At 66.8% G+C, this 17727-nt stretch carries 14 protein-coding genes; 4 read left to right on the top strand and 10 right to left on the bottom strand.

The genetic code is table 11. The features are described 5' to 3' along the window. Window positions 1–63: 63 nt before the first annotated feature. The 9 genes from QO058_RS25495 to QO058_RS25455 form a co-directional block, all read right to left on the bottom strand. Window positions 64–891, bottom strand: coding sequence for a DUF1003 domain-containing protein (locus QO058_RS25495; protein ID WP_284169000.1), 828 nt, complete (start codon window positions 889–891; stop codon window positions 64–66). A gap of 120 nt (window positions 892–1011) precedes the next feature. Continuing rightward, window positions 1012–1632: an urease subunit gamma gene (locus QO058_RS25490; RefSeq protein WP_284168999.1), complete on the bottom strand. Its 621-nt coding sequence runs from the start codon at window positions 1630–1632 to the stop codon at window positions 1012–1014. Beyond that, window positions 1629–1979 (bottom strand): hypothetical protein, encoded by a 351-nt coding sequence (locus QO058_RS25485; RefSeq protein ID WP_284168998.1) that lies wholly within the window; start codon window positions 1977–1979, stop codon window positions 1629–1631. Before QO058_RS25485 ends, QO058_RS25490 begins: the two co-directional genes overlap by 4 nt. 10 nt (window positions 1980–1989) lie before the next feature. Continuing rightward, window positions 1990–2847, bottom strand: a complete 858-nt coding sequence (locus QO058_RS25480; RefSeq protein ID WP_284168997.1) for an urease accessory protein UreD — start codon at window positions 2845–2847, stop codon at window positions 1990–1992. A 105-nt stretch (window positions 2848–2952) separates the two neighbouring features. Continuing rightward, a complete protein-coding gene (locus tag QO058_RS25475) occupies window positions 2953–3846 on the bottom strand; it encodes a PfkB family carbohydrate kinase (protein ID WP_284168996.1) in 894 nt (297 codons plus the stop codon). A gap of 5 nt (window positions 3847–3851) precedes the next feature. Next, window positions 3852–4694, bottom strand: coding sequence for an aldose epimerase family protein (locus QO058_RS25470; protein WP_284168995.1), 843 nt, complete (start codon window positions 4692–4694; stop codon window positions 3852–3854). Window positions 4695–4921: 227 nt separating this feature from the next. Beyond that, entirely contained in the window at window positions 4922–5332 is a 411-nt protein-coding gene (locus QO058_RS25465; protein ID WP_284168994.1) for a type II toxin-antitoxin system VapC family toxin, read from the bottom strand. Continuing rightward, window positions 5332–5577 (bottom strand): type II toxin-antitoxin system VapB family antitoxin, encoded by a 246-nt coding sequence (locus QO058_RS25460; protein WP_284168993.1) that lies wholly within the window; start codon window positions 5575–5577, stop codon window positions 5332–5334. Before QO058_RS25460 ends, QO058_RS25465 begins: the two co-directional genes overlap by 1 nt. A 64-nt stretch (window positions 5578–5641) precedes the next feature. Next, entirely contained in the window at window positions 5642–6091 is a 450-nt protein-coding gene (locus tag QO058_RS25455) for a VOC family protein (RefSeq protein ID WP_284168992.1), read from the bottom strand. Between the two features lie 80 nt (window positions 6092–6171). On the opposite strand from QO058_RS25455, the gene QO058_RS25450 reads away from it, so the two are divergent. From QO058_RS25450 to QO058_RS25435, 4 genes are all read left to right on the top strand, one after another. Continuing rightward, window positions 6172–7638 carry a cation diffusion facilitator family transporter gene (locus tag QO058_RS25450; RefSeq protein ID WP_284168991.1) on the top strand — a complete coding sequence of 489 codons (1467 nt, stop codon included), beginning with the start codon at window positions 6172–6174 and terminating at the stop codon, window positions 7636–7638. 60 nt (window positions 7639–7698) lie between these two features. After that, the gene (gene pepN, locus QO058_RS25445; RefSeq protein WP_284168990.1) at window positions 7699–10335 is read left to right on the top strand and encodes an aminopeptidase N; all 2637 of its coding nucleotides are present in this window, start codon (window positions 7699–7701) and stop codon (window positions 10333–10335) included. A gap of 259 nt (window positions 10336–10594) precedes the next feature. Beyond that, a complete protein-coding gene (locus QO058_RS25440; RefSeq protein ID WP_284168989.1) occupies window positions 10595–12865 on the top strand; it encodes a PAS domain-containing sensor histidine kinase in 2271 nt (756 codons plus the stop codon). A gap of 237 nt (window positions 12866–13102) precedes the next feature. Further along, window positions 13103–14755, top strand: coding sequence for a GGDEF domain-containing protein (locus QO058_RS25435; protein WP_284168988.1), 1653 nt, complete (start codon window positions 13103–13105; stop codon window positions 14753–14755). A gap of 14 nt (window positions 14756–14769) precedes the next feature. Here QO058_RS25435 and QO058_RS25430 read toward each other — a convergent pair whose 3' ends face one another. After that, a complete protein-coding gene (locus tag QO058_RS25430; protein WP_284168987.1) occupies window positions 14770–17724 on the bottom strand; it encodes a bifunctional [glutamine synthetase] adenylyltransferase/[glutamine synthetase]-adenylyl-L-tyrosine phosphorylase in 2955 nt (984 codons plus the stop codon). Between the last annotated feature and the right edge of the window lie 3 nt (window positions 17725–17727).

Here is a 17727-nt window from a genome sequence, read left to right as displayed (position 1 = left end):
TCGCCGAGCCGCACCGCCTCCGAGGCGGCAAGAGACCAACGCCTCGACATGCGGACAGATCCATTAGCTGTCATTGGAGGGCTCGCCGTCCTCAGTTGGCCGCTCCGCCGGAACCGTCGCCACCTTCTTCTTCACCACCGGCTTCTTGCGCCGCTTCGGCTTGCGGCGGGGCAGTTGCGCCTCCTGCAGCATTTCGAGCTGAACCTGCTGAATCTCGGCGAGGCGCTGCCATTGCCGCGTGATCAGATGGTCAACCTTCTCGTGCAGGTGCCGGACCTCGAGCTCGGCCTTGAGGTTGACCTGGTAGTCGTTGAAGGAGCGCAGGCGATCCTTCGCCTCCTGCCGCTTCTGGCTCATCATGATGATCGGCGCCTGGATGGCCGCGATGCAGGACAGTACGAGGTTGAGCAGAATGAACGGATAAGGGTCGAAAGCACCCGTCCCGGCGACGACGTTGACCATCATCCAGACCGCCAGCACGATACCGAAGCTGATCAGGAAGGCCCATGAGCCGCCGAAGCTGGCGAGCCCGTCCGAGAGACGTTCGCCGAGGGTGCGGTGCTCCTCGAAATCGTCCTCGATGTTCTCGGCGATGGTCTCCTGCCGGGCGATGCTTTCGGCAACCTCGCGATCGAGATCGGTGTACTCGCCATGCTCCTCGCGCAGGATCTCCTCGACATAGCGGGTACGGTAGCGCGCCAGTTCCTTGAGGCTGATCAGGCTGTGATCGTCGAGATCGGGAAAGTCACGCCGGATATGCTCGACCAGCGAGGGCCGCAGCGTTCCGAGCGCAATCAGGTTCTTGCGGCTGACCTCGAGGCCGCTGATGGCGCAGACGCCACGCTTGGCCTTGCCGCTTTCGAGCATGGGGAGTTCAGCGTCTTCTTGCATGAAGATTTAGCCTGAGGATCGTTCGAGCATGGCATCGGCGTCCGGCCGACGGAAGCAGGGCGCCACCACCTTCGCAAGCTGAAGCGGAATCTCGTCGCAAATGCGGTCTCGGGCGCGGTCTCAGAGCTTGCCCATGACCTCCTGGCGGAAGCCGTAGACCTCGCGCTTGCCGGCGAGCGCGACGAGCCTGACCTCGCGGGTCTGCCCTGGCTCGAAGCGCACGGCCGTGCCGGCGGGGATGTCGAGCCGAAAGCCGCGGGCCCTGTCGCGCTCGAAGGCGAGCGCCGGATTGGCCTCGAAGAAATGATAATGCGAGCCGACCTGGATCGGCCGGTCGCCGGTGTTGGCGACGGTGAGCGTCAGGCTCTCGCGGCCCTCGTTGAGGATGAGGTCGCCTGGCAATGTCGTCACCTCGCCCGGCTTCAGCCGGCCGGCAGAGCCGCGGATCGGCTCATGGACGGTGACAAGCTTGGTACCATCGGGAAAGGTTGCCTCGACCTGGACGTCGTGGAGCATCTCGGCAATGCCGTCCATGACTTGGTCGGCCGAAAGGACATGGGCGCCAGCCTCCATCAATTCAGCTACGGACCTGCCGTCGCGCGCACCCTCGACCACGAAGTCGGTGATCAGCGCGACGGCTTCGGGATGGTTGAGCTTGACGCCGCGCTCGAGCCTTCGCCTCGCCACCATGGCAGCCATGGCGATGATGAGCTTGTCCTTCTCGCGCGGCGTCAGATTCATGCCTTGACCTTCTCGTCCTCGTTCTCGGCGACTTCGTCTTCGTCGTCTTCAGCGACCTCGGCGTCCTCGTCCTCTTCCTCGTCCGCCTCGTCGTCGGTCTCGTCCTCATCCTCGTCTTCATCGTCGAGGGTGGCGTATTCATAGGCGAAGACGATCTCGCCCGTCGCCGGATCGAAGCTGCTCGCGGTCGACTCGTCGAAGGCCTCGATCAGCATCTCGGCATCCTCGGGGCCGTCGACATCGAAGCGGCGCACGGCTCCCTCGCCCTCGCCCTTCAGCGCGAGCTCGATCGCCCAGCCGCGGGAGCCGGTATCATAGACGCATTTCAGTCCCTGGATTGCCAGCATCACGCTCTCCTCAGATTGACCAGGTGCGCGGCAGCGCACGGCCGATCAGATGCCCGAGCAGCATGACGAGGGCGCGACGCAGCGCCTGTGCGTCGGCGGAGAGGAGGCGGATCAGAAGGAAACCGTCGAGGATGCCGGCGCCGGCCTCGACCTCGGCGAAAGCGGGGTCGCCAGCGAGCAAGGCGCGGATATCGGAGAGCTTTTCGGACTGGCCCGGACCTGTGGCGAAGACTGTCGCGGCAGCCCGCGCGCCCTGCCCGACCGCCTTGCGACCCAAGGTCGCGTCAATGGCGCCGTCGAGGCGCAGGTCCTCGGCGAAGACCAGCCGGCCCTCGCGACGAATGCGCCAGCGATCACGCAGCTGGCCACACGACAGGCTCTCGCCCATGGCGGTGCGGCCGAAATAGAGCGTCTCGGCGGCGATAAAGCTCGCACCCACCGCCAGCTCGACATCGAGGCTGCGCGACAGGCGGGAACCGGAGAACAGGATTGTCTCCTGCGGCAGCCAGGCGAGTTCGGCGCCGGCTGCCACCTCGATCCGGGTCTCGACCCGCGTCTCGCTGCCCTGGCTGCGGTAGATCTTTTCCGCCGCCTGCGTCGTCACGGTCGCCTGCGCACCGGCATCGAGGGCGATCTGCGTCACGGCACGATCACCGCCCGCCATGCCGCCGGCGGTGTTGATCAGCACGGCCTCGCAACGCTCGTCATAGGCGGTCGGGAAGCGAGCGCGGTAGCCGCCGCTCTCGGCAACGTCCAGGCGCATAGTGCGCGCGCCGACCTTGCCGAAGCGCAGGCGCACGCCACCATCGGCGCGGACATACTCCGGCAACAGCGGCTCGGGTGATTGCGGCAGCGCGGGCGCGAACATGGGAAGCGTCGGTAGGCGGAAGGTAAGCGCAGTGTTCCGCGCTAGCCTTTGCCCGGCAAGTGGTCGCGATGCCGGCGCTGCTTAAATAAGCAGCAGATCGCGGCGCTACGGATGCGCGGCGAGGAAGCGCTCGACCTCCTCGCGCGTCGGCGTGCCGGCACGGCCGCCGAAGCGGGTGCATTTGATCGCCGCGACGGCCGAGGCAAAGCGCACCGCCTCGCGCTCGCCCTGTCCCTCGGCCAGCGCCAGCGCGAAGGCACCGTGCCAGACGTCGCCGGCGCCGAGCGTGTCGACTGCCTCGATCGGGAAAGCCGGCAGATGGCCGATGCCGCCATTCTCCATGAAGAGGACACCGCGCGGCCCCAGCGTCACCGCCAGCCAGTTCTGTGCGTCGCGCGCCAGTGCTTCCAGCGCCGCCCGCGGCTCCTGCCCGCCCGAGATCTCGCTCAGTGCCTTCTCGCTGAAGGCGACATGGCTGGCGGTGGTGACCATCTCCGGATGGGTCGGCTGGCGATCGCCGTCGATGACGCCAGGCACGCCAGCCTTGCGGGCAAGCTGCAGCGCCGCGAGCGAGCCCTCGCCCCAGCGCGTGTCGACCAGCACGCCATCGCAACCGGCCGGCAGCGTCTCGGGCAGCCAGTCGGTCGAGAGTGGCGTCTGCGGATCGGTGTAGGAGACGACCATGCGCTCGCCCTGGGCGTCGATCAGGATCGAGGAGACCGGCGAGCGCAAGCCGGGAAACCGCGGCGAGAGCGAAGTATCGACCCCATCCTGTTGCAACTGCCCGACGATGGTGTCGCCGACTGCGTCATCCCCTAGCCGTGTCGCCAGCCAGGCCTTGCCACCAAGCCGGCCGATCGCGGCCGAACCGCTGCCGGCGCAGCCACCGCCGGTGATGACGAGGTCGCGGGCCCTGTCCTTCTCGCCGGGATTGGGGACGCGCTCGACGCTGTAGACATAGTCGAGCGTCGCGATACCCAGACAAAAAACACCGGCCATGCCGCTTACGCTCCGAACCTGAATTCGCTGATCTGGCGATAGATCTCGCCGGGGCGCAGCACGGTCGAGGGGAAGTGCGGGAGATTGGGCGAGTCCGGCACATGCTGCGGCTCGAGCGCAATGCCGGCGCAGGAGCCATAGGGCACGCCATCCAGCCCTGCGACCGGCGTATCCAGCTTGAATCCGTCATAGACCTGCAAGGCCGGCTCGGTCGTCCAGACCTCCATGGCGAGGCCCGAGCGGCGTGAGCGCAAGGTCGCGGCATGAGCGAGTTCGAGGCCCGTCGCCGCCGCCGGCTCGCGGCGGTCCCGCCGGAGCAGATAGTTGTGGTCGTACCAGAAACGTGAACCGTCCGGGTTCGTGAAGCGGACTGGCCGGGCTTTGCGGAAATCGAAGGGTGTTCCCGCCACCGAGGCGACCGAGCCGTCCGGGATCAGGTCGGCATCGACCGGGGTGATCAGATTGGCGCGGACCTCGAATTCGTGGTCGAGAATGTCCGGGGCATCGTCGAGACGGAAATAGGAATGGTGCGCCAGATTGACGATCGTCGGTGCGTCGGTGCTGGCGGTGAGCTCGATCCGCAAGGTCGAGGTGCCCGTGAGGCTGTAGCGGCAAAAGACGTCGAGTGTGCCGGGATAGCCGGCATCGCCGTCGGCTGAGATCAGCGCCAGCGTCGCGCTTCCCTCGTCATGATGAACCAGCGTCCAGGGCCGCTTGCCGAAGCCTTGCCCGCCGCCATGCAGCGAGTTCCGGCCATGCTCGTTGAGTGGGGTCTGGTATTCGACACCATCGAGCACGAAGCGGCCGCCGCCGATGCGATTGGCATAGCGGCCGGCGATCGCGCCCATATGGGGGAATGCTTCGGGTAATCGGCGAAGCCGGGGAAGCCGATCACGACGCGCTGCCGCCCGCCACCCGGCAGCGGCACGACGAGATCGCGCAGTACCGCCCCCCATTCCATCACCCGTGCCTCGGCGCCATCAGCCGAGCGCAGCACGGCCTCGTGGATCGGGGTGCCGTCGTCGAGCGTGCCGAAGAGGGTCTTGGTCAAGGCTCACAAGCTCCGCTGGGAATGTCAGGCTCCGAAGCGGATGCCGTCGATATCGGTGTGGACGAAGTCGTTGCCCTTGTAGGCGAGCTTGAGGCCGGCGCTCTTGGCTGCCGCATAGGCGAAGCAATCGCCCATGTTGAGGCGCGCGGCATGCCCGGTGAGGTGATGATAGCGGGACGCGCAGAGATGGGCGTCGCGACCGACCGCAGCATCAATGGGAATGATCGAGACCTGAGAACCTTCGATGAAGGTCGAGACGACAGCATAGGCCTGCGCAACCGACATCGCCCTGACGATGGCAATCCTGGTGGATGCTTCGAATATGGCGAGCGGCGTCGTCACCAGACCGGCCTCCTCGGCCAGCGCCGCCCTGATCCGACCCGCCTCAGGCTCTTCGAGCAGATTAGCGACGATGACGGACGCATCGAGCATCATCACGCGTCGCCATATTCGCGATCGAAGAACTCCTTGTGGGTCATCCCATCATCGATCACGGGATGATCCGCAAGCATCGCCTGCGCCTTGCGGGTCGCCTCCTCAATCCGCTTCATGCGATCGGCACGGCGCGCCAGTTCACGCTCCACAGCCATGCCGATCGCGGCCTGGAGCGAGGTTCCGGTCTGCCGCGCTAGCTCCCGCACCTGCCGGTCGATCTTTTCGTCACGCACCAGAATGCCCATGCGAGCCTCCCTGATATCATCTGATGATATCAGGGAGTATATCAGCCTGCAATCAGGCGCGCTCTCACCACGCCCCGGTGTTCGGCATGCTCAGCCAAGGCTCGGCCGGCGCCTTCGGCTCACCCTTCTGCAGGATCTCGATCGAAATGTTGTCGGGGGAGCGGACGAAGGCCATGTTGCCGTCGCGCGGCGGCCGGTTGATGGTGACGCCAGCCTTCATCAGCTTGTCGCAGGTGGCATAAATGTCATCGACCTCGTAGGCGAGATGGCCGAAATTGCGCCCGCCGGTGTAGACCTCCGGATCCCAGTTATAGGTCAGCTCCAGCGTCGGGCGGCCGCGGCTGCCCTGCTCCTTCACCGCAGCGGCATCATCCGAGGCGGCGAGGAAGACGAGCGTGAAACGGCCCTTCTCGTTCTCGATCCGGCGGGTTTCGACCAGACCGAACTTGGTCACGTAGAAATCGAGCGCGGCATCGAGGTCGGTGACGCGGACCATGGTGTGAAGATAGCGCACTGTTTTTCTCCCGGGGTTGATCTGGCCGATGGATCGGGCCAAACCCGGCCTCGATCAAAGGGGGCTGGCGCGGAGCTGTCATGAGCGGAACGCAGGATCGCACGCCGAACCCGACGGGCACGGTGTCGCCCGCCGAGGTGGCGCGGGTCAAGCAGAAGGCGGCGACGCTCTCGGTCGTCGCCAGCCTCGTGCTGACGCTGGCCAAGTTCGCCGCGGCGATCGTCTCCGGGTCGCTCGCCTTGATGACCGACGCCCTGCAGGGGCTGATCGACATCGGCTCGACCATGTTCACCTGGTTCGCGGTGCGCGCCGCCGACAAGCCGGCCGATGACGAACACCATTACGGCCACGGCAAGTTCGAGGCGTTGGCGGCGCTGCTGGAAACCGCGATCCTGTTCGGGCTCTCCGGCGCGATCCTGTGGGAAGCGGCCAATCGCCTGTGGAGCGGCAGCGAACCCAGTGTCGCGGTGACGCCGCTGGTCATCGGCGTGCTGCTGTTCTCGCTGATGGTCGACGCGACGCGCTGGCGCACGCTGACCATGGTTGCCAAGGAGACGCGCAGCGAGGCGCTTTCGGCCGAGGCTCTGCACTTCGCCACCGATTTCGTCGGGACGGCGCTGGTCCTGCTCGGCCTGATCCTCACCCGGATGGGCGTACCGATGGCGGACAGCGCGACGGCGCTGGCGCTGGCCGTGTTCATGATCGCCACCGCCTTCAAGCTTGGGCGGCGCACGATCGACACGCTGATCGACGCGGCACCGAAGGGTGTAACCGAGCGCTTGCGCGAGGCGGCGCAGGGCGTAGCTGGCGTCGTCAATGTCGAATGGTTGCGGCTGAGGCCAGCCGGCGGCGTCATACAGGGCGAGATCGGCATCCAGGTCTCACGGACCTTGCCGCTCGACCGCGTCACTGCGATCAAGGACGATCTGCTGCGGGCGCTGGCGGTGGTCGAGCCGGATTCGGCGCTGACCGTCACCGCTAACCCGGTCCAGGTCGACGATGAGACGGCGCTGGAACGCGTGCTGCTGATCGCGCTGAAGATGAAGGTTCCGGTGCACCATGTCAGCGTCCACACGATCGGTGAGCGGCTCGCCGTCTCGCTCGACATGGAGGTGGACGCGGTGCTCCCGCTCGGCGAAGCGCACGACGTCGCCACCCGGCTGGAGGCCGCAATCCGAGCCGAATTCGGCGGCGAGACTGAGGTCGATACCCATATCGAGCCGATGGAAACCGGCCAGCCCTCCGGCCACAATGCGCCTTGGGAAACCGTCGAGGCCATCGGCAAGGCGATCGCTCAGGAGGCGGCCCGCGTCGCCGAAGCCGGCGGCCCTATCCGCGATATCCACAGCGTCCGGGTGCGCGAGACCCGCAACGGCCTCGTGGTCAACTATCACTGCCGCGCCGACGCAGCGCTCGACGTGGCGGCCGTGCATCACGCCGTCGACAGGATCGAGCGCAACGTCCGCGAGGCCCGGCCCGATGTCTGCCGCCTGGTCAGCCATGCCGAACCGGCGGTCGTGACCGAGAAGCCTTACGCCCTGCCCTGACGGCTTTCGCCGTCGTCTCCGGCCTCATAGATAAGAGCGACTGAAGGAAGCGAGCCTGCCATGCGCGCCGAAGACGCCCCGCTGATCCGCCTCGAAGATTATCGCCCCTCCGGATGGCTGATCGACACCGTCGATCTCGACATCGTCCTCGACCCGACGCGGACCAGGGTGCGCGCCTTGCTGCAGCTGCGGCCGAATCCGGCCGGTCATGCCGGTGCGCCGCTCGTCCTCGATGGCGACGAACTGACGCCGGATTCCATCCTGCTCGACGAGGTCCCGCTCGATCCTTCCCTGTACTCCCTCTCGCCGCAGGGGCTGACGATCCAGGCGCCGCCGGCGCGGGCCTTCTCGCTCAGGATCGAGACGACGCTCGACCCCAGCGCCAACACCAAGCTGATGGGGCTCTATCGCTCCAGCGGCGTCTACTGCACGCAATGCGAGGCCGACGGCTTCCGCCGCATCACCTATTTCCTCGACCGGCCCGACGTGATGAGCGTCTATACGGTCAGGCTGGAGGCGGAAAAGGCGCAGGCGCCGGTGCTGCTCTCCAACGGCAACCTCGTCGCCGCCGCCGAATTGCCGGGCGGCGAGCGGCATTTCGCCGTCTGGCACGATCCGCACCCGAAACCGGCCTATCTCTTCGCGCTGGTCGGCGGCAAGCTCGATCATGTCCGTCAGGACTACGTCACCGCCGATGGGCGCAAGGTCGAGCTCGCGGTCTATGTCGAGCCGGGCAAGGCCGGGCGGGCCGGTTGGGCGCTGGATAGTCTGGTGCGCTGCATGCGCTGGGACGAGCGCGTCTTCGGCCGCAACTACGATCTCGACGTGTTCAACGTCGTGGCGGTCTCGGACTTCAACATGGGCGCGATGGAGAACAAGGGCCTCAATATCTTCAACGACAAATACGTGCTGGCCGACCCGCTGACGGCGAGCGATGGCGACTATGCCTCGATCGAGGCGATCATCGCGCATGAGTACTTCCACAACTGGACCGGCAACCGCATCACCTGCCGCGACTGGTTCCAGCTCTGCCTGAAGGAAGGGCTCACCGTCTTCCGCGACCAGGAATTCTCCTCCGACGAGCGCTCGCGCCCGGTGAAGCGCATCGCCGATGTTCGCACGTTGCGTTCGACGCAGTTCTCCGAGGATGCCGGCCCCCTCGCCCATCCGGTCCGGCCGCGCGCCTACAAGGAAATCAACAACTTCTACACGCCGACGGTCTACGAGAAGGGCGCGGAGGTGATCCGCATGCTCAAGGTGCTGATCGGCGAGGACGCCTTCGCGCGCGGCATGGACCTCTATTTCGAGCGTTGCGACGGCACGGCCGCGACGATCGAGGAGTTCCTCGACTGTTTCGTCGAGTCCTCCAGCCAGGACCTCACCCATTTCGCCAGATGGTACGAGCAGGCCGGTACGCCGACCGTGGTCGCGTCCGGCAAATACGATGCGCAGGCGAAGAGCTATACGCTGCAGCTCGCCCAATCGACACCGGCGACGCCAGGCCAGTCGGACAAGCAGCCAGTCGTGATCCCCGTCGCCCTCGGCCTGGTCGGCAAGGGCGGAGATTTGCCGCTCACCAGCATCTCGCCGGCGCTCAAGGCCGGCGGCGTGGTCGTGCTCGACCAGCCTTCGCTGTCCCTGACCTTTACCGATGTGCAGGAAGCGCCGACGCCGTCTCTGCTGCGCGGCTTCTCGGCGCCGGTGCGGCTCGAGCTCGATCTCGGGGATGCCGAGCTCCTGACGCTGTTCAACGCCGACAGCGATTCCTTCAACCGCTGGCAGGCGCTACAGACCGTGGCGACGCGGACGCTGGTTCGGGCCGGCAAGGGCGACATGTCCACGCTGGATGCAACGGCGTCAGCGCTCGCCAAGGCGCTCTCCGGTTTCCTTGCCGGCTCCGCCCTCGATCCGGCCTTCGCCGCGCAGGTCTTGCGCCTGCCAGCCCCGGCCGACATTGCCCGCGAGATCGGCATCGATGTCGATCCTGATGTCGTGCACGGAGCCCATCGCCGGCTCTCGGCCACGATCGGCAGCGCGCTCGCCGGCCAGCTCGCTACCTTGCGCGACAGCCTCACCGAACGCGGCCCCTATTCGCCGGCCGCGGCGCCCGCCGGGCGGCGCGCGCTTCGCAATGAGGCGCTGGGGCTAATCGCGCTGGGGGCCCCGGCCGAGGGGGCGCGGCTGGCGCTGGCGCAGTTCGCCGAGGCCGACAACCTGACCGACCGCCTCGCGGCGCTGGCTGCCATGACGCTGATCCCGGGCGCCGAGCGCGAGGATCTGATCACGCGCTTCGGCGCACTCTATGCGCGCGAACCGCTAGTCCTCGACAAATGGCTGATGGCGCAGGCGCTGATCGCAGAGGATGGCACGCTTGCGCGGGTCAAGGGGCTGATGAACCACTCCGCCTTCTCGCTCGGCAATCCCAACCGGGTGCGCGGCCTGATCGGCGGCTTCGCTGCCAACCTCACCCAGTTCAACCGGGCCGATGGGGAGGGCTACGGTTTCATCGCCGACATCGTCATCGCACTCGACCGGACCAACCCGCAGGTCGCGTCCCGCCTGCTCGGTTCGTTCAAGAGCTGGCGCATGCTGGAAACTGGGCGCCGAGCCAAGGCGGAGGCGGCTTTGCGCATGGTCGGGGCGACGCCCAACCTGTCGCGTGACGTGGCTGACATCGCCACCCGCTCACTGGCTTGAAAGGGCCAGTGACAGCGGCGTTAAGGCCGCCTTGCCGCAAAGGTTAACGAAGTCCTGCGCGCGCAAGATTCAAGCGATTCGACACTACAACCACTGCGCGCAAAGTCGCGTAAACAACGAAGTTTCCGCTAGACAAAGCGACTCCCGCGGATTCAACTGACGGTGATTCGGGGATGCGGCACGTCTCCCGATCTTACTGACGGTACATCGCTTCCGAAGGGGGACGGGCATGACGCGTGCAGACGCGGCTTGCGCACACGTGCGCGCAAATTCGGTGCTGGGCGTAGCACGCTCCCTGACCAATCCGCTCTATCAGCGCTTCGAGCAGCTGGAGCCGACCTTCCGGAAAGTCATTCCGGCCCTGGTCGCGGGCTTCGTTCTGCTCCTGGCGCTCGGGGCTTACGTCCAAACCAGCGCATTGCGTGATGACGCGCTCGATGATGCAGCAATGGACCTCGACGCACTCGCTGCATTGCTTGTTCGCGAGATCGATCTAGCCTCCAAGGACGACAAGCGCCCCGAGAGCGCACTCACGGCTCTGACGACCAGGCACATCGCCGGCCGAGGCCGCGTCGTCTATGTCAGCGATGCCAGCGGCCGGGTCGTTGCCGGCGAGCCGACGGTTGGGACGAGCGAGCGCAATCTCGTCGACATGCTCGGCCCGGCTCAAGCGCTGACCGTCTTCGCCGACCGTGCCGGGGTGATGCCGATCACCCTTCCGGGCGGGATCGAGGCACTCGCCACCGTCCGCAACCTTGCCGCCCCGCTCGGCCAGATCGCCGTGCTCCACCCGGTCAAGCGCGCGCTGTCGACCTGGGACGAGCGCCGGCGTTCGATCCTGGTCCTGTTCGGCTCGGCGGCGATCGTGCTCGCCGGCATCACTGCCGCCTTCGTGCTGCAGTCGCGGCGGGCTCGCGCCGCCGACGAGGATTGCGACTGCGTGCGCGATCGGATCGACACGGCGCTCAGCCGCGGCCATTGCGGCCTGTGGGACTGGGATCTGGCCCGGGGCCGGATGTACTGGTCGGATTCGATGTATGCGATGCTCGGCTACGACCGTGCCGGCGAGTACATGTCCTTCGGCGAGGTCAACGCCTTCATCCACCCCGAGGACGCCGACCTCTATGGCCTGGCCGATGCGGTCAGCCGCGGCGAGACCAACCATCTCGATCAGGAGTTTCGGGTCCGCAACGCGTCGGGCGAATGGGTCTGGCTCAAGGCGCGGGCCGAGCTCGTCACGGATCGCCGCACCGGCTCGCAGCATCTCGTTGGCATCGTCGTCGACATCTCCGAGCAGCGCCGCATGGCCGCCCGCACCGCAACCGCCGACGCCCGCCTGCGTGACGCAGTCGAGGCGATCTCGGAAGCCTTCGTTCTCTGGGATGCCGAGCAGAAGCTTGTGCTCTGCAATGCCAAGTACCAGCAGTTGCACATGCTGTCGCCGGAGCTGATGCGCACCGGCACGAGCTATGAGCAGATCATGAGCCACAGCGCCCAGCCGAGCATCGACCGCGAACCGGTCCGCAGCTCGCGCCCCGCATCGGGCAGCCACTCCTACGAGGCGAAGCTCTCGGACGGGCGCTGGCTGCAGATCAACGGCCGCCGCACCAAGGATGGCGGCTCGGTCTCGGTCGGCACCGACATCACCATGCTCAAGCAGCAGGAGGAGCGTCTGACCCGCTCCGAGCACGAGCTGCTCAAGAACGTGACCGATCTCAAGTCCTCGCGCCAGAAGCTCGAAGCGCAGGCGCAGCAGCTCGCCGAGCTCGCCGAACTCTATCTCGAACAGAAGGCGTCCGCCGAAACCGCCAACCGCGCCAAATCGGAATTCCTCGCCAATATGAGCCATGAGCTGCGCACGCCGCTCAACGCCATCCTCGGCTTCTCGGAGATCATGGATGACGGCTTGTTCGGCCCCCTCGGCTCCGAGCGCTATGTCGAATATGTCCGCGACATCCGCTCCAGCGGCGGCTACCTGCTCGCGGTGATCAACGACATCCTGAACATGGCCCGGATCGAGGCCGGTAAGATCGAACTCGAGAAGACGGATGTCGCGCTCGACCTCGTGGTCGGCGAAGCGATCAACTGCCATCGCGAGGCGATCGCGCACAAGCGGCTCTCCCTCACCAGCGATATCGGCAGCGATCTGCGCCTTGAGGCAGATTCCCACGCCCTTTTCCAGATCGTCGGCAACCTCGTCGACAACGCTATCAAGTTCACGCCCGAGGGCGGCCAGATCGCGGTGCGCGTCAAGCCGGCGCCCGACGCACTCAACCTCTATGTCGAGGATTCCGGTATCGGCATTCCGCGCGAGAAGCTCGGCCGCATCGGCCGCCCGTTCGAGCAGGTCGAGGGCGAGCTGGCGCGCAGTCATGGCGGCTCCGGCCTCGGCCTTGCCATCGCCCGCTCTCTCGCCGAGCTGCATGGCGGCTCGCTTCGCATCCGCTCGATCATGGGCTCGGGCACGATCGTGATGGTCCATCTGCCGCTTCGGCACAGAGCCGACGAGGCGATCGCGGCGGCGGCCTGAGCCCACTCCACAGGGTGGCGGTGACCGCCCGATGCCGCGAAACCTCACGGCATTCTTAAGCGCCTCTTAACCCAGCAACTTGACGAAGCCTCAACCCAGCGGGGGCAAGCCTGCCTCGAGCAATCGCGCCGACCTACCAGCCGGTGCGTTTCCGGGGTTAGAGCAATGCAAACCCATCTCGCATCCGACGGCCCGCAGGTCGGCCGAAAGGCGGGCGGCGCGCTGAGGCGCTCGTCGATGGTGACAATCGCCTTTCTTGCCGGGATGATCGCACTGGTCATGGCTGGCTTCGTTTACATCAGCCATCAGCAGACATTGGTGGACGAGGTGCGCAAGAGCGCCAGGACCTTGCGCGTCGCACGCCAGGCGGTGATGGAAACCGGCGCCACCGTCGCCGATCTGATGATCAGGCATGACAGCGAGCCCAAGCTGTTCAGCTACGCCAAGGCGCTCAACTGGCTGAACACCTTCCCTGAAGACAGTTTCCCCAGGACCGCCTTGCGCAGGACGGAAGAGGTTCCGACGAGCGCCATCCTCACGGCGCTCAAAGCCAGCTGGGCCGACACGGTCTCGGCGGTCGTCGCAAAGCAGCCCGAGATCGCGCAATCGCTCTATGTCGCCCGCGAGATCCAGCCCAACACCGCGATCCTCACCGACGCGATCCTGGCCGATCTGACCAGGAAGGAGGCGATCGAGGCATCACTCAATCGCAGGATCGCCAGCGCGACGAGCATCGTGCTGGGTCTGCAGATCATGACGGGCGCCTTCTGCATCCTCGCTTTCCTCGGCGCATCGCGCGCCAGCACACGTGACGCCAGCGCGCGCGACCAGGCGGTCGGCTCCGCGAACGCCTCCCGCGAACAGGTTTCGCGTCTATTTGAGATGACCGAGATGCTGCAGAGCGCGCTGGACCATAGCGATGCCAATGCGGTGCTGCGCGCGACCGCCGGGGAACTCATTCCCGAATTTGGCGTCGCACTCTATGTCTTCAACAACTCGCGCGACCGCCTCACGCTGTCGACCAGCTGGGGGCGTCCGGACCGCGAAGCCTTGCCGGATGCGATCGGACTGCAGCAGTGCTGGGCGCTGAAGCGCGGCAAACCGCACATCAACCATCCCAGCTCGCACAAGCTCCGCTGCGAGCATTACAATGTCAGCGACTACGCGCTGGAAATCCCAATGATCGCGCGTGGCGAGATTCTCGGCCTTCTGCAGATCTATTGCGACGGCGATCAGGCCGAGGAGCGCCTCAAGGACGTGGCGAGCACCGGCACGGCACTTGCCGACGCGATGTCGCTCGCGCTGTCGAACATCGCCCTGCGCGACAAGCTGCGCAGCCAGGCACTGCGCGATCCACTGACCGGCCTCTATAACCGCCGCTACATGGAGGATGCGCTCGAGCGCGTCGTCCGCCTGGCCGAGCGCGAGAAGACCGAGGTCTCGGTGATCATGATCGATCTCGATCACTTCAAGCGCCTCAACGACCAGCACGGCCATGCCAAGGGCGATGCCGTGCTGCGCGATACGGCTGCCGCGATCACCAACCAGCTGCGCGAGACCGATATCGCCTGCCGCTATGGCGGTGAGGAGCTGATCGTGGTGCTGCCCAATTGCGGGTTGGAGATGGCAGCGGCAAAGGCCGAGGGTATCAGGGTCAGCATCGAAGCACTGTCGGAGCTGAATGGCGCCCAGGTCTCGGCCTCCCTCGGCGTCGCCTGCGCGCCACTCACCTCGAACTCGACGCGCGAACTGCTCGCCAATTCCGACGCCGCGCTCTATCGCGCGAAGCAGGAGGGCCGGAACCGCGTCGTGCGGGCGCCGGCCCAGACATCCAAGGGCTCGCGGCCGGAGCCGGTCGAGCCACAGGTCAAGCTGACCGCAGCGGAGTAAGGCCGGAACGGCAATCAGGCAGCGCGTACCCCGCCCAGCAGACGCTTGAAGATCGCGCGCACGGCGCTGCGCGTCTCGTCGAGCTCTGCCTTCAACATCTTGGCGTCGGGCAGGCCCACCGCCGTCGCTATCCGCCGCAGGACGCGCTCCGGCACGGCCTTGGGATCGAAGCCCTCCTCCACCGCAAAACGTTGCCAGAGCTGGACGTCCCCAATGAAGCGCGCCGCGCCCGCGAGCCGCTCGGCATCTTCAGCCGGGATGACATCGGTATCGCGCGCCGCGATGAAGACACCTGCCGTGGTGCGAGCGAGGAGCTGCGGGTGATCATGGCCATGGGCGAGCACCAGGAACTGCGCAAGGAAATCGAGATCGGTCAGGCCTCCAGCTGCGAGCTTGAGGTCCCAGGGATCGCTCTCGCCCTTCTCCTTGGCGATCAGCGCCCGCATCTCGGCGACGGCCGTGGCGACCTTGGCCGGATCGCGCTTGCGCAGCAGGATGTCCCGGATCGCGGCTTCGACCTTTGCCTTGAGACCTGCATCGCCCGCGACGACGCGGGCGCGGGTCAGCGCCATCTCCTCCCAGATCTCGGCCTCGCCCTGATGATAGGCCCTGAAGCCTTCGAACTGCGTTGCCGCCGGGCTCTTGTTGCCGGAGGGCCGCAAGCGCATGTCGATCTGGTAGAGCGTGCCACGCCGGGTCGGCACCGTCAGCGCTGCGACCAAGCGCTGGGTGAAACGGACATGCCAGGTGACGGGATCGAGCGGGCGTCCGCCATCGCTGGCCTCAGCGTCGTCCGGCCGCTCATAGAGCAGCATGACGTCGAGATCGGATGAGGGCGTGAGTTCACCGGCGCCAAGACGGCCCATGCCGAGCACCACGGCCTCGGCGCCCGCAACGAGGCCATGGTCGGCGGCGAAGGCGGCGCGGGTGTCGTCGAAGGCGGCGCGGATACAGGCCTCGGCGACCGCGGCATAGCCCTGCGCCGCCTGTTCGGCATTGACCACGCCGGAGAGCAGCCGGGCACCGACGAGGAAGTTCTCCTGCCGGGCGGCGTCGCGCATGCGGTCGAGCCCGTCCTCGACGCTGGGCGGCGGCGTTCCGACCATGGCGCGCACGCGCTGCGCCACCCGTTCGGCATCGTGGCGCGGAGCGCTGAAGGCGGGGTCGATCACCGCATCGAGCACATGCGGATAGAGCGCCGCGACCTTGGCGAGACGCGGCGCGCTGCCGAGGATCTCGGCGAAGAGCTGCAGCAAGGCCTCGTGCGAGCGCAGCAGGGTCAGCAATTCGACCGCCGCCGGCATGCGGACGAAGGCGTTGTCGAGATGGGCGAGCGCGCCATCCGGATCGGTGGTGCGGCCGAGAGCGACGAGCAGCGCCGGCGTCAGCTCGGTCAGCACCTCGCGAGCACGGGCGCTGGTGACGGCGGCGCGGCGGCCGAAATGCCAGCCGCGGACCGTCTCGGCCGCGACCGCCGGCTGGCGGAATCCGAGCTTGCTCAGCGTCGCCAGCGTCTCTGGATCGTTCTCGGTGCCGGTGAAGGAGAGCGATCCGGCCTCGCTGGCAAGGCTGGGAGCGTCCTCGAACAGAAGGGCATAATGGCCCTCGACGCGCCTTGCGTGCGCCTCAAGATCCTTCCCGAAGGCCTTGGCCGAGGGATAGCCGCAGAAGCGGGCGAAGGCATCGAGATCGGCGGCATCGGTCGGCAGGGTCTGCGTCTGCTCGTCATGGCGCATCTGCAGCCGGTGCTCGATGGTGCGCAGCCAGCAATAGGATTCCGTCAGTTCGTCGCGCGCCTGCGGGCTGATCCAGTTCTCCCTGGTGAGTTCGCCCAGCATCTCGAGCGTGCGCGGCCCGCGCAGCGCCGGGCGCCTTCCGCCGAAGACGAGCTGCTGGGTCTGGACGAAGAACTCGATCTCGCGGATGCCGCCGCGGCCGAGCTTGACGTTGTGGCCGGGCAGGCTGAGCGTCTCGAAGCCCTTCACCGACTGGATCTGCCGTTTCATCGCATGGATGTCGGCGATGGCGGCGAAGTCGAAATATTTGCGCCAGATGAAGGGAGCGAGATCGGCGATGAAGCGGCGCCCGAGATCGAGGTCGCCGGCGACGGGCCGCGCCTTGATCATCGCGGCGCGTTCCCAGTTCTGGCCGACCGTCTCGTAATAGGCATAGGCCGTCGGCAGTGCGACGGCGACATGGGTCGAGCCGGGATCGGGCCGCAGGCGCAGGTCGACGCGGAAGACATAGCCGTCCGGCGTGCGTTCCTGGATGATGCGGGCGATCTGCTGGGTGAGTTTGACGAAGAAGCTCGTCGGCTCGGCGACGCCGGCGGCCTCCGCCATCTCCGGATCGAAGAAGACGACGATGTCGATGTCGGAGGAGTAGTTCAGCTCGCCGGCGCCATGCTTGCCGAGCGCCAGCACGACGAGGCCGGAGCCCTTGCCGGGTTCGGTCGGGTCAGGAAGCTCGATCCGGCCAAGGCCGGCGGCCTGATGCAGCGCGTGCTCGCTGGCGAGCTTCACCGCCATGTCGGCGGTGGCGCTGAGCGCGGCGGTGACTGTCTCCACCGGCCAGACGCCGCCGATGTCGGCGAGTGCGAGCAGCAGCGCCATCGCCTGGCGGAAGCGGCGCAGTTCGCGCATCAGATCGGCGGTCGCCATCTCCGGCGTGGCGAAGGCGGCGATCCCAGCCAGCAGTGCGTCGCGACGCTCCTCCGGGGCTACGGTCAGCGAGGCGAACAGACCCTCCGGATCGCGTCGCATGATCTGCGTCAGGAAGGGCGAATGAGCGAGGATGCCGGCAACCAGCGCGGCGGAGGCTTCATTGCTCGCAAGATGGGCGGCGAGCCGCTCGCCGGCATCGGCGTCGAACAGGCGCTCGATCAGGTCCTCACGCCAGAGCGCCTCGACCTTGCCGCGCGCCGGCAGGATCGGGGCCGCCTTCAGGCGTTCGCATAACGGCTCGCCCACCCT

Origin of the sequence: Bosea vestrisii, from assembly GCF_030144325.1 — a bacterium.
GTDB classification, from domain to species: Bacteria; Pseudomonadota; Alphaproteobacteria; order Rhizobiales; family Beijerinckiaceae; genus Allobosea; species Allobosea vestrisii_A.
Note: the sequence above shows the minus strand (reverse complement) of the source record. Positions and strands in the feature narration are given on the sequence as shown.

What these genes read in the sequence shown, in the direction of transcription:
- QO058_RS25460 (WP_284168993.1), bottom strand. Translation starts at nt 5,577, where the DNA reads ATGGGCATTCTGGTGCGTGACGAAAAGATCGACCGGCAGGTGCGGGAG.
- QO058_RS25495 (WP_284169000.1), bottom strand. Translation starts at nt 891, where the DNA reads ATGCAAGAAGACGCTGAACTCCCCATGCTCGAAAGCGGCAAGGCCAAG.
- QO058_RS25475 (WP_284168996.1), bottom strand. Translation starts at nt 3,846, where the DNA reads ATGGCCGGTGTTTTTTGTCTGGGTATCGCGACGCTCGACTATGTCTAC.
- QO058_RS25450 (WP_284168991.1), top strand. Translation starts at nt 6,172, where the DNA reads ATGAGCGGAACGCAGGATCGCACGCCGAACCCGACGGGCACGGTGTCG.
- pepN (WP_284168990.1), top strand. Translation starts at nt 7,699, where the DNA reads ATGCGCGCCGAAGACGCCCCGCTGATCCGCCTCGAAGATTATCGCCCC.
- QO058_RS25465 (WP_284168994.1), bottom strand. Translation starts at nt 5,332, where the DNA reads ATGATGCTCGATGCGTCCGTCATCGTCGCTAATCTGCTCGAAGAGCCT.
- QO058_RS25490 (WP_284168999.1), bottom strand. Translation starts at nt 1,632, where the DNA reads ATGAATCTGACGCCGCGCGAGAAGGACAAGCTCATCATCGCCATGGCT.
- QO058_RS25470 (WP_284168995.1), bottom strand. Translation starts at nt 4,694, where the DNA reads ATGGGCGCGATCGCCGGCCGCTATGCCAATCGCATCGGCGGCGGCCGC.
- QO058_RS25480 (WP_284168997.1), bottom strand. Translation starts at nt 2,847, where the DNA reads ATGTTCGCGCCCGCGCTGCCGCAATCACCCGAGCCGCTGTTGCCGGAG.
- QO058_RS25435 (WP_284168988.1), top strand. Translation starts at nt 13,103, where the DNA reads ATGGTGACAATCGCCTTTCTTGCCGGGATGATCGCACTGGTCATGGCT.
- QO058_RS25485 (WP_284168998.1), bottom strand. Translation starts at nt 1,979, where the DNA reads ATGCTGGCAATCCAGGGACTGAAATGCGTCTATGATACCGGCTCCCGC.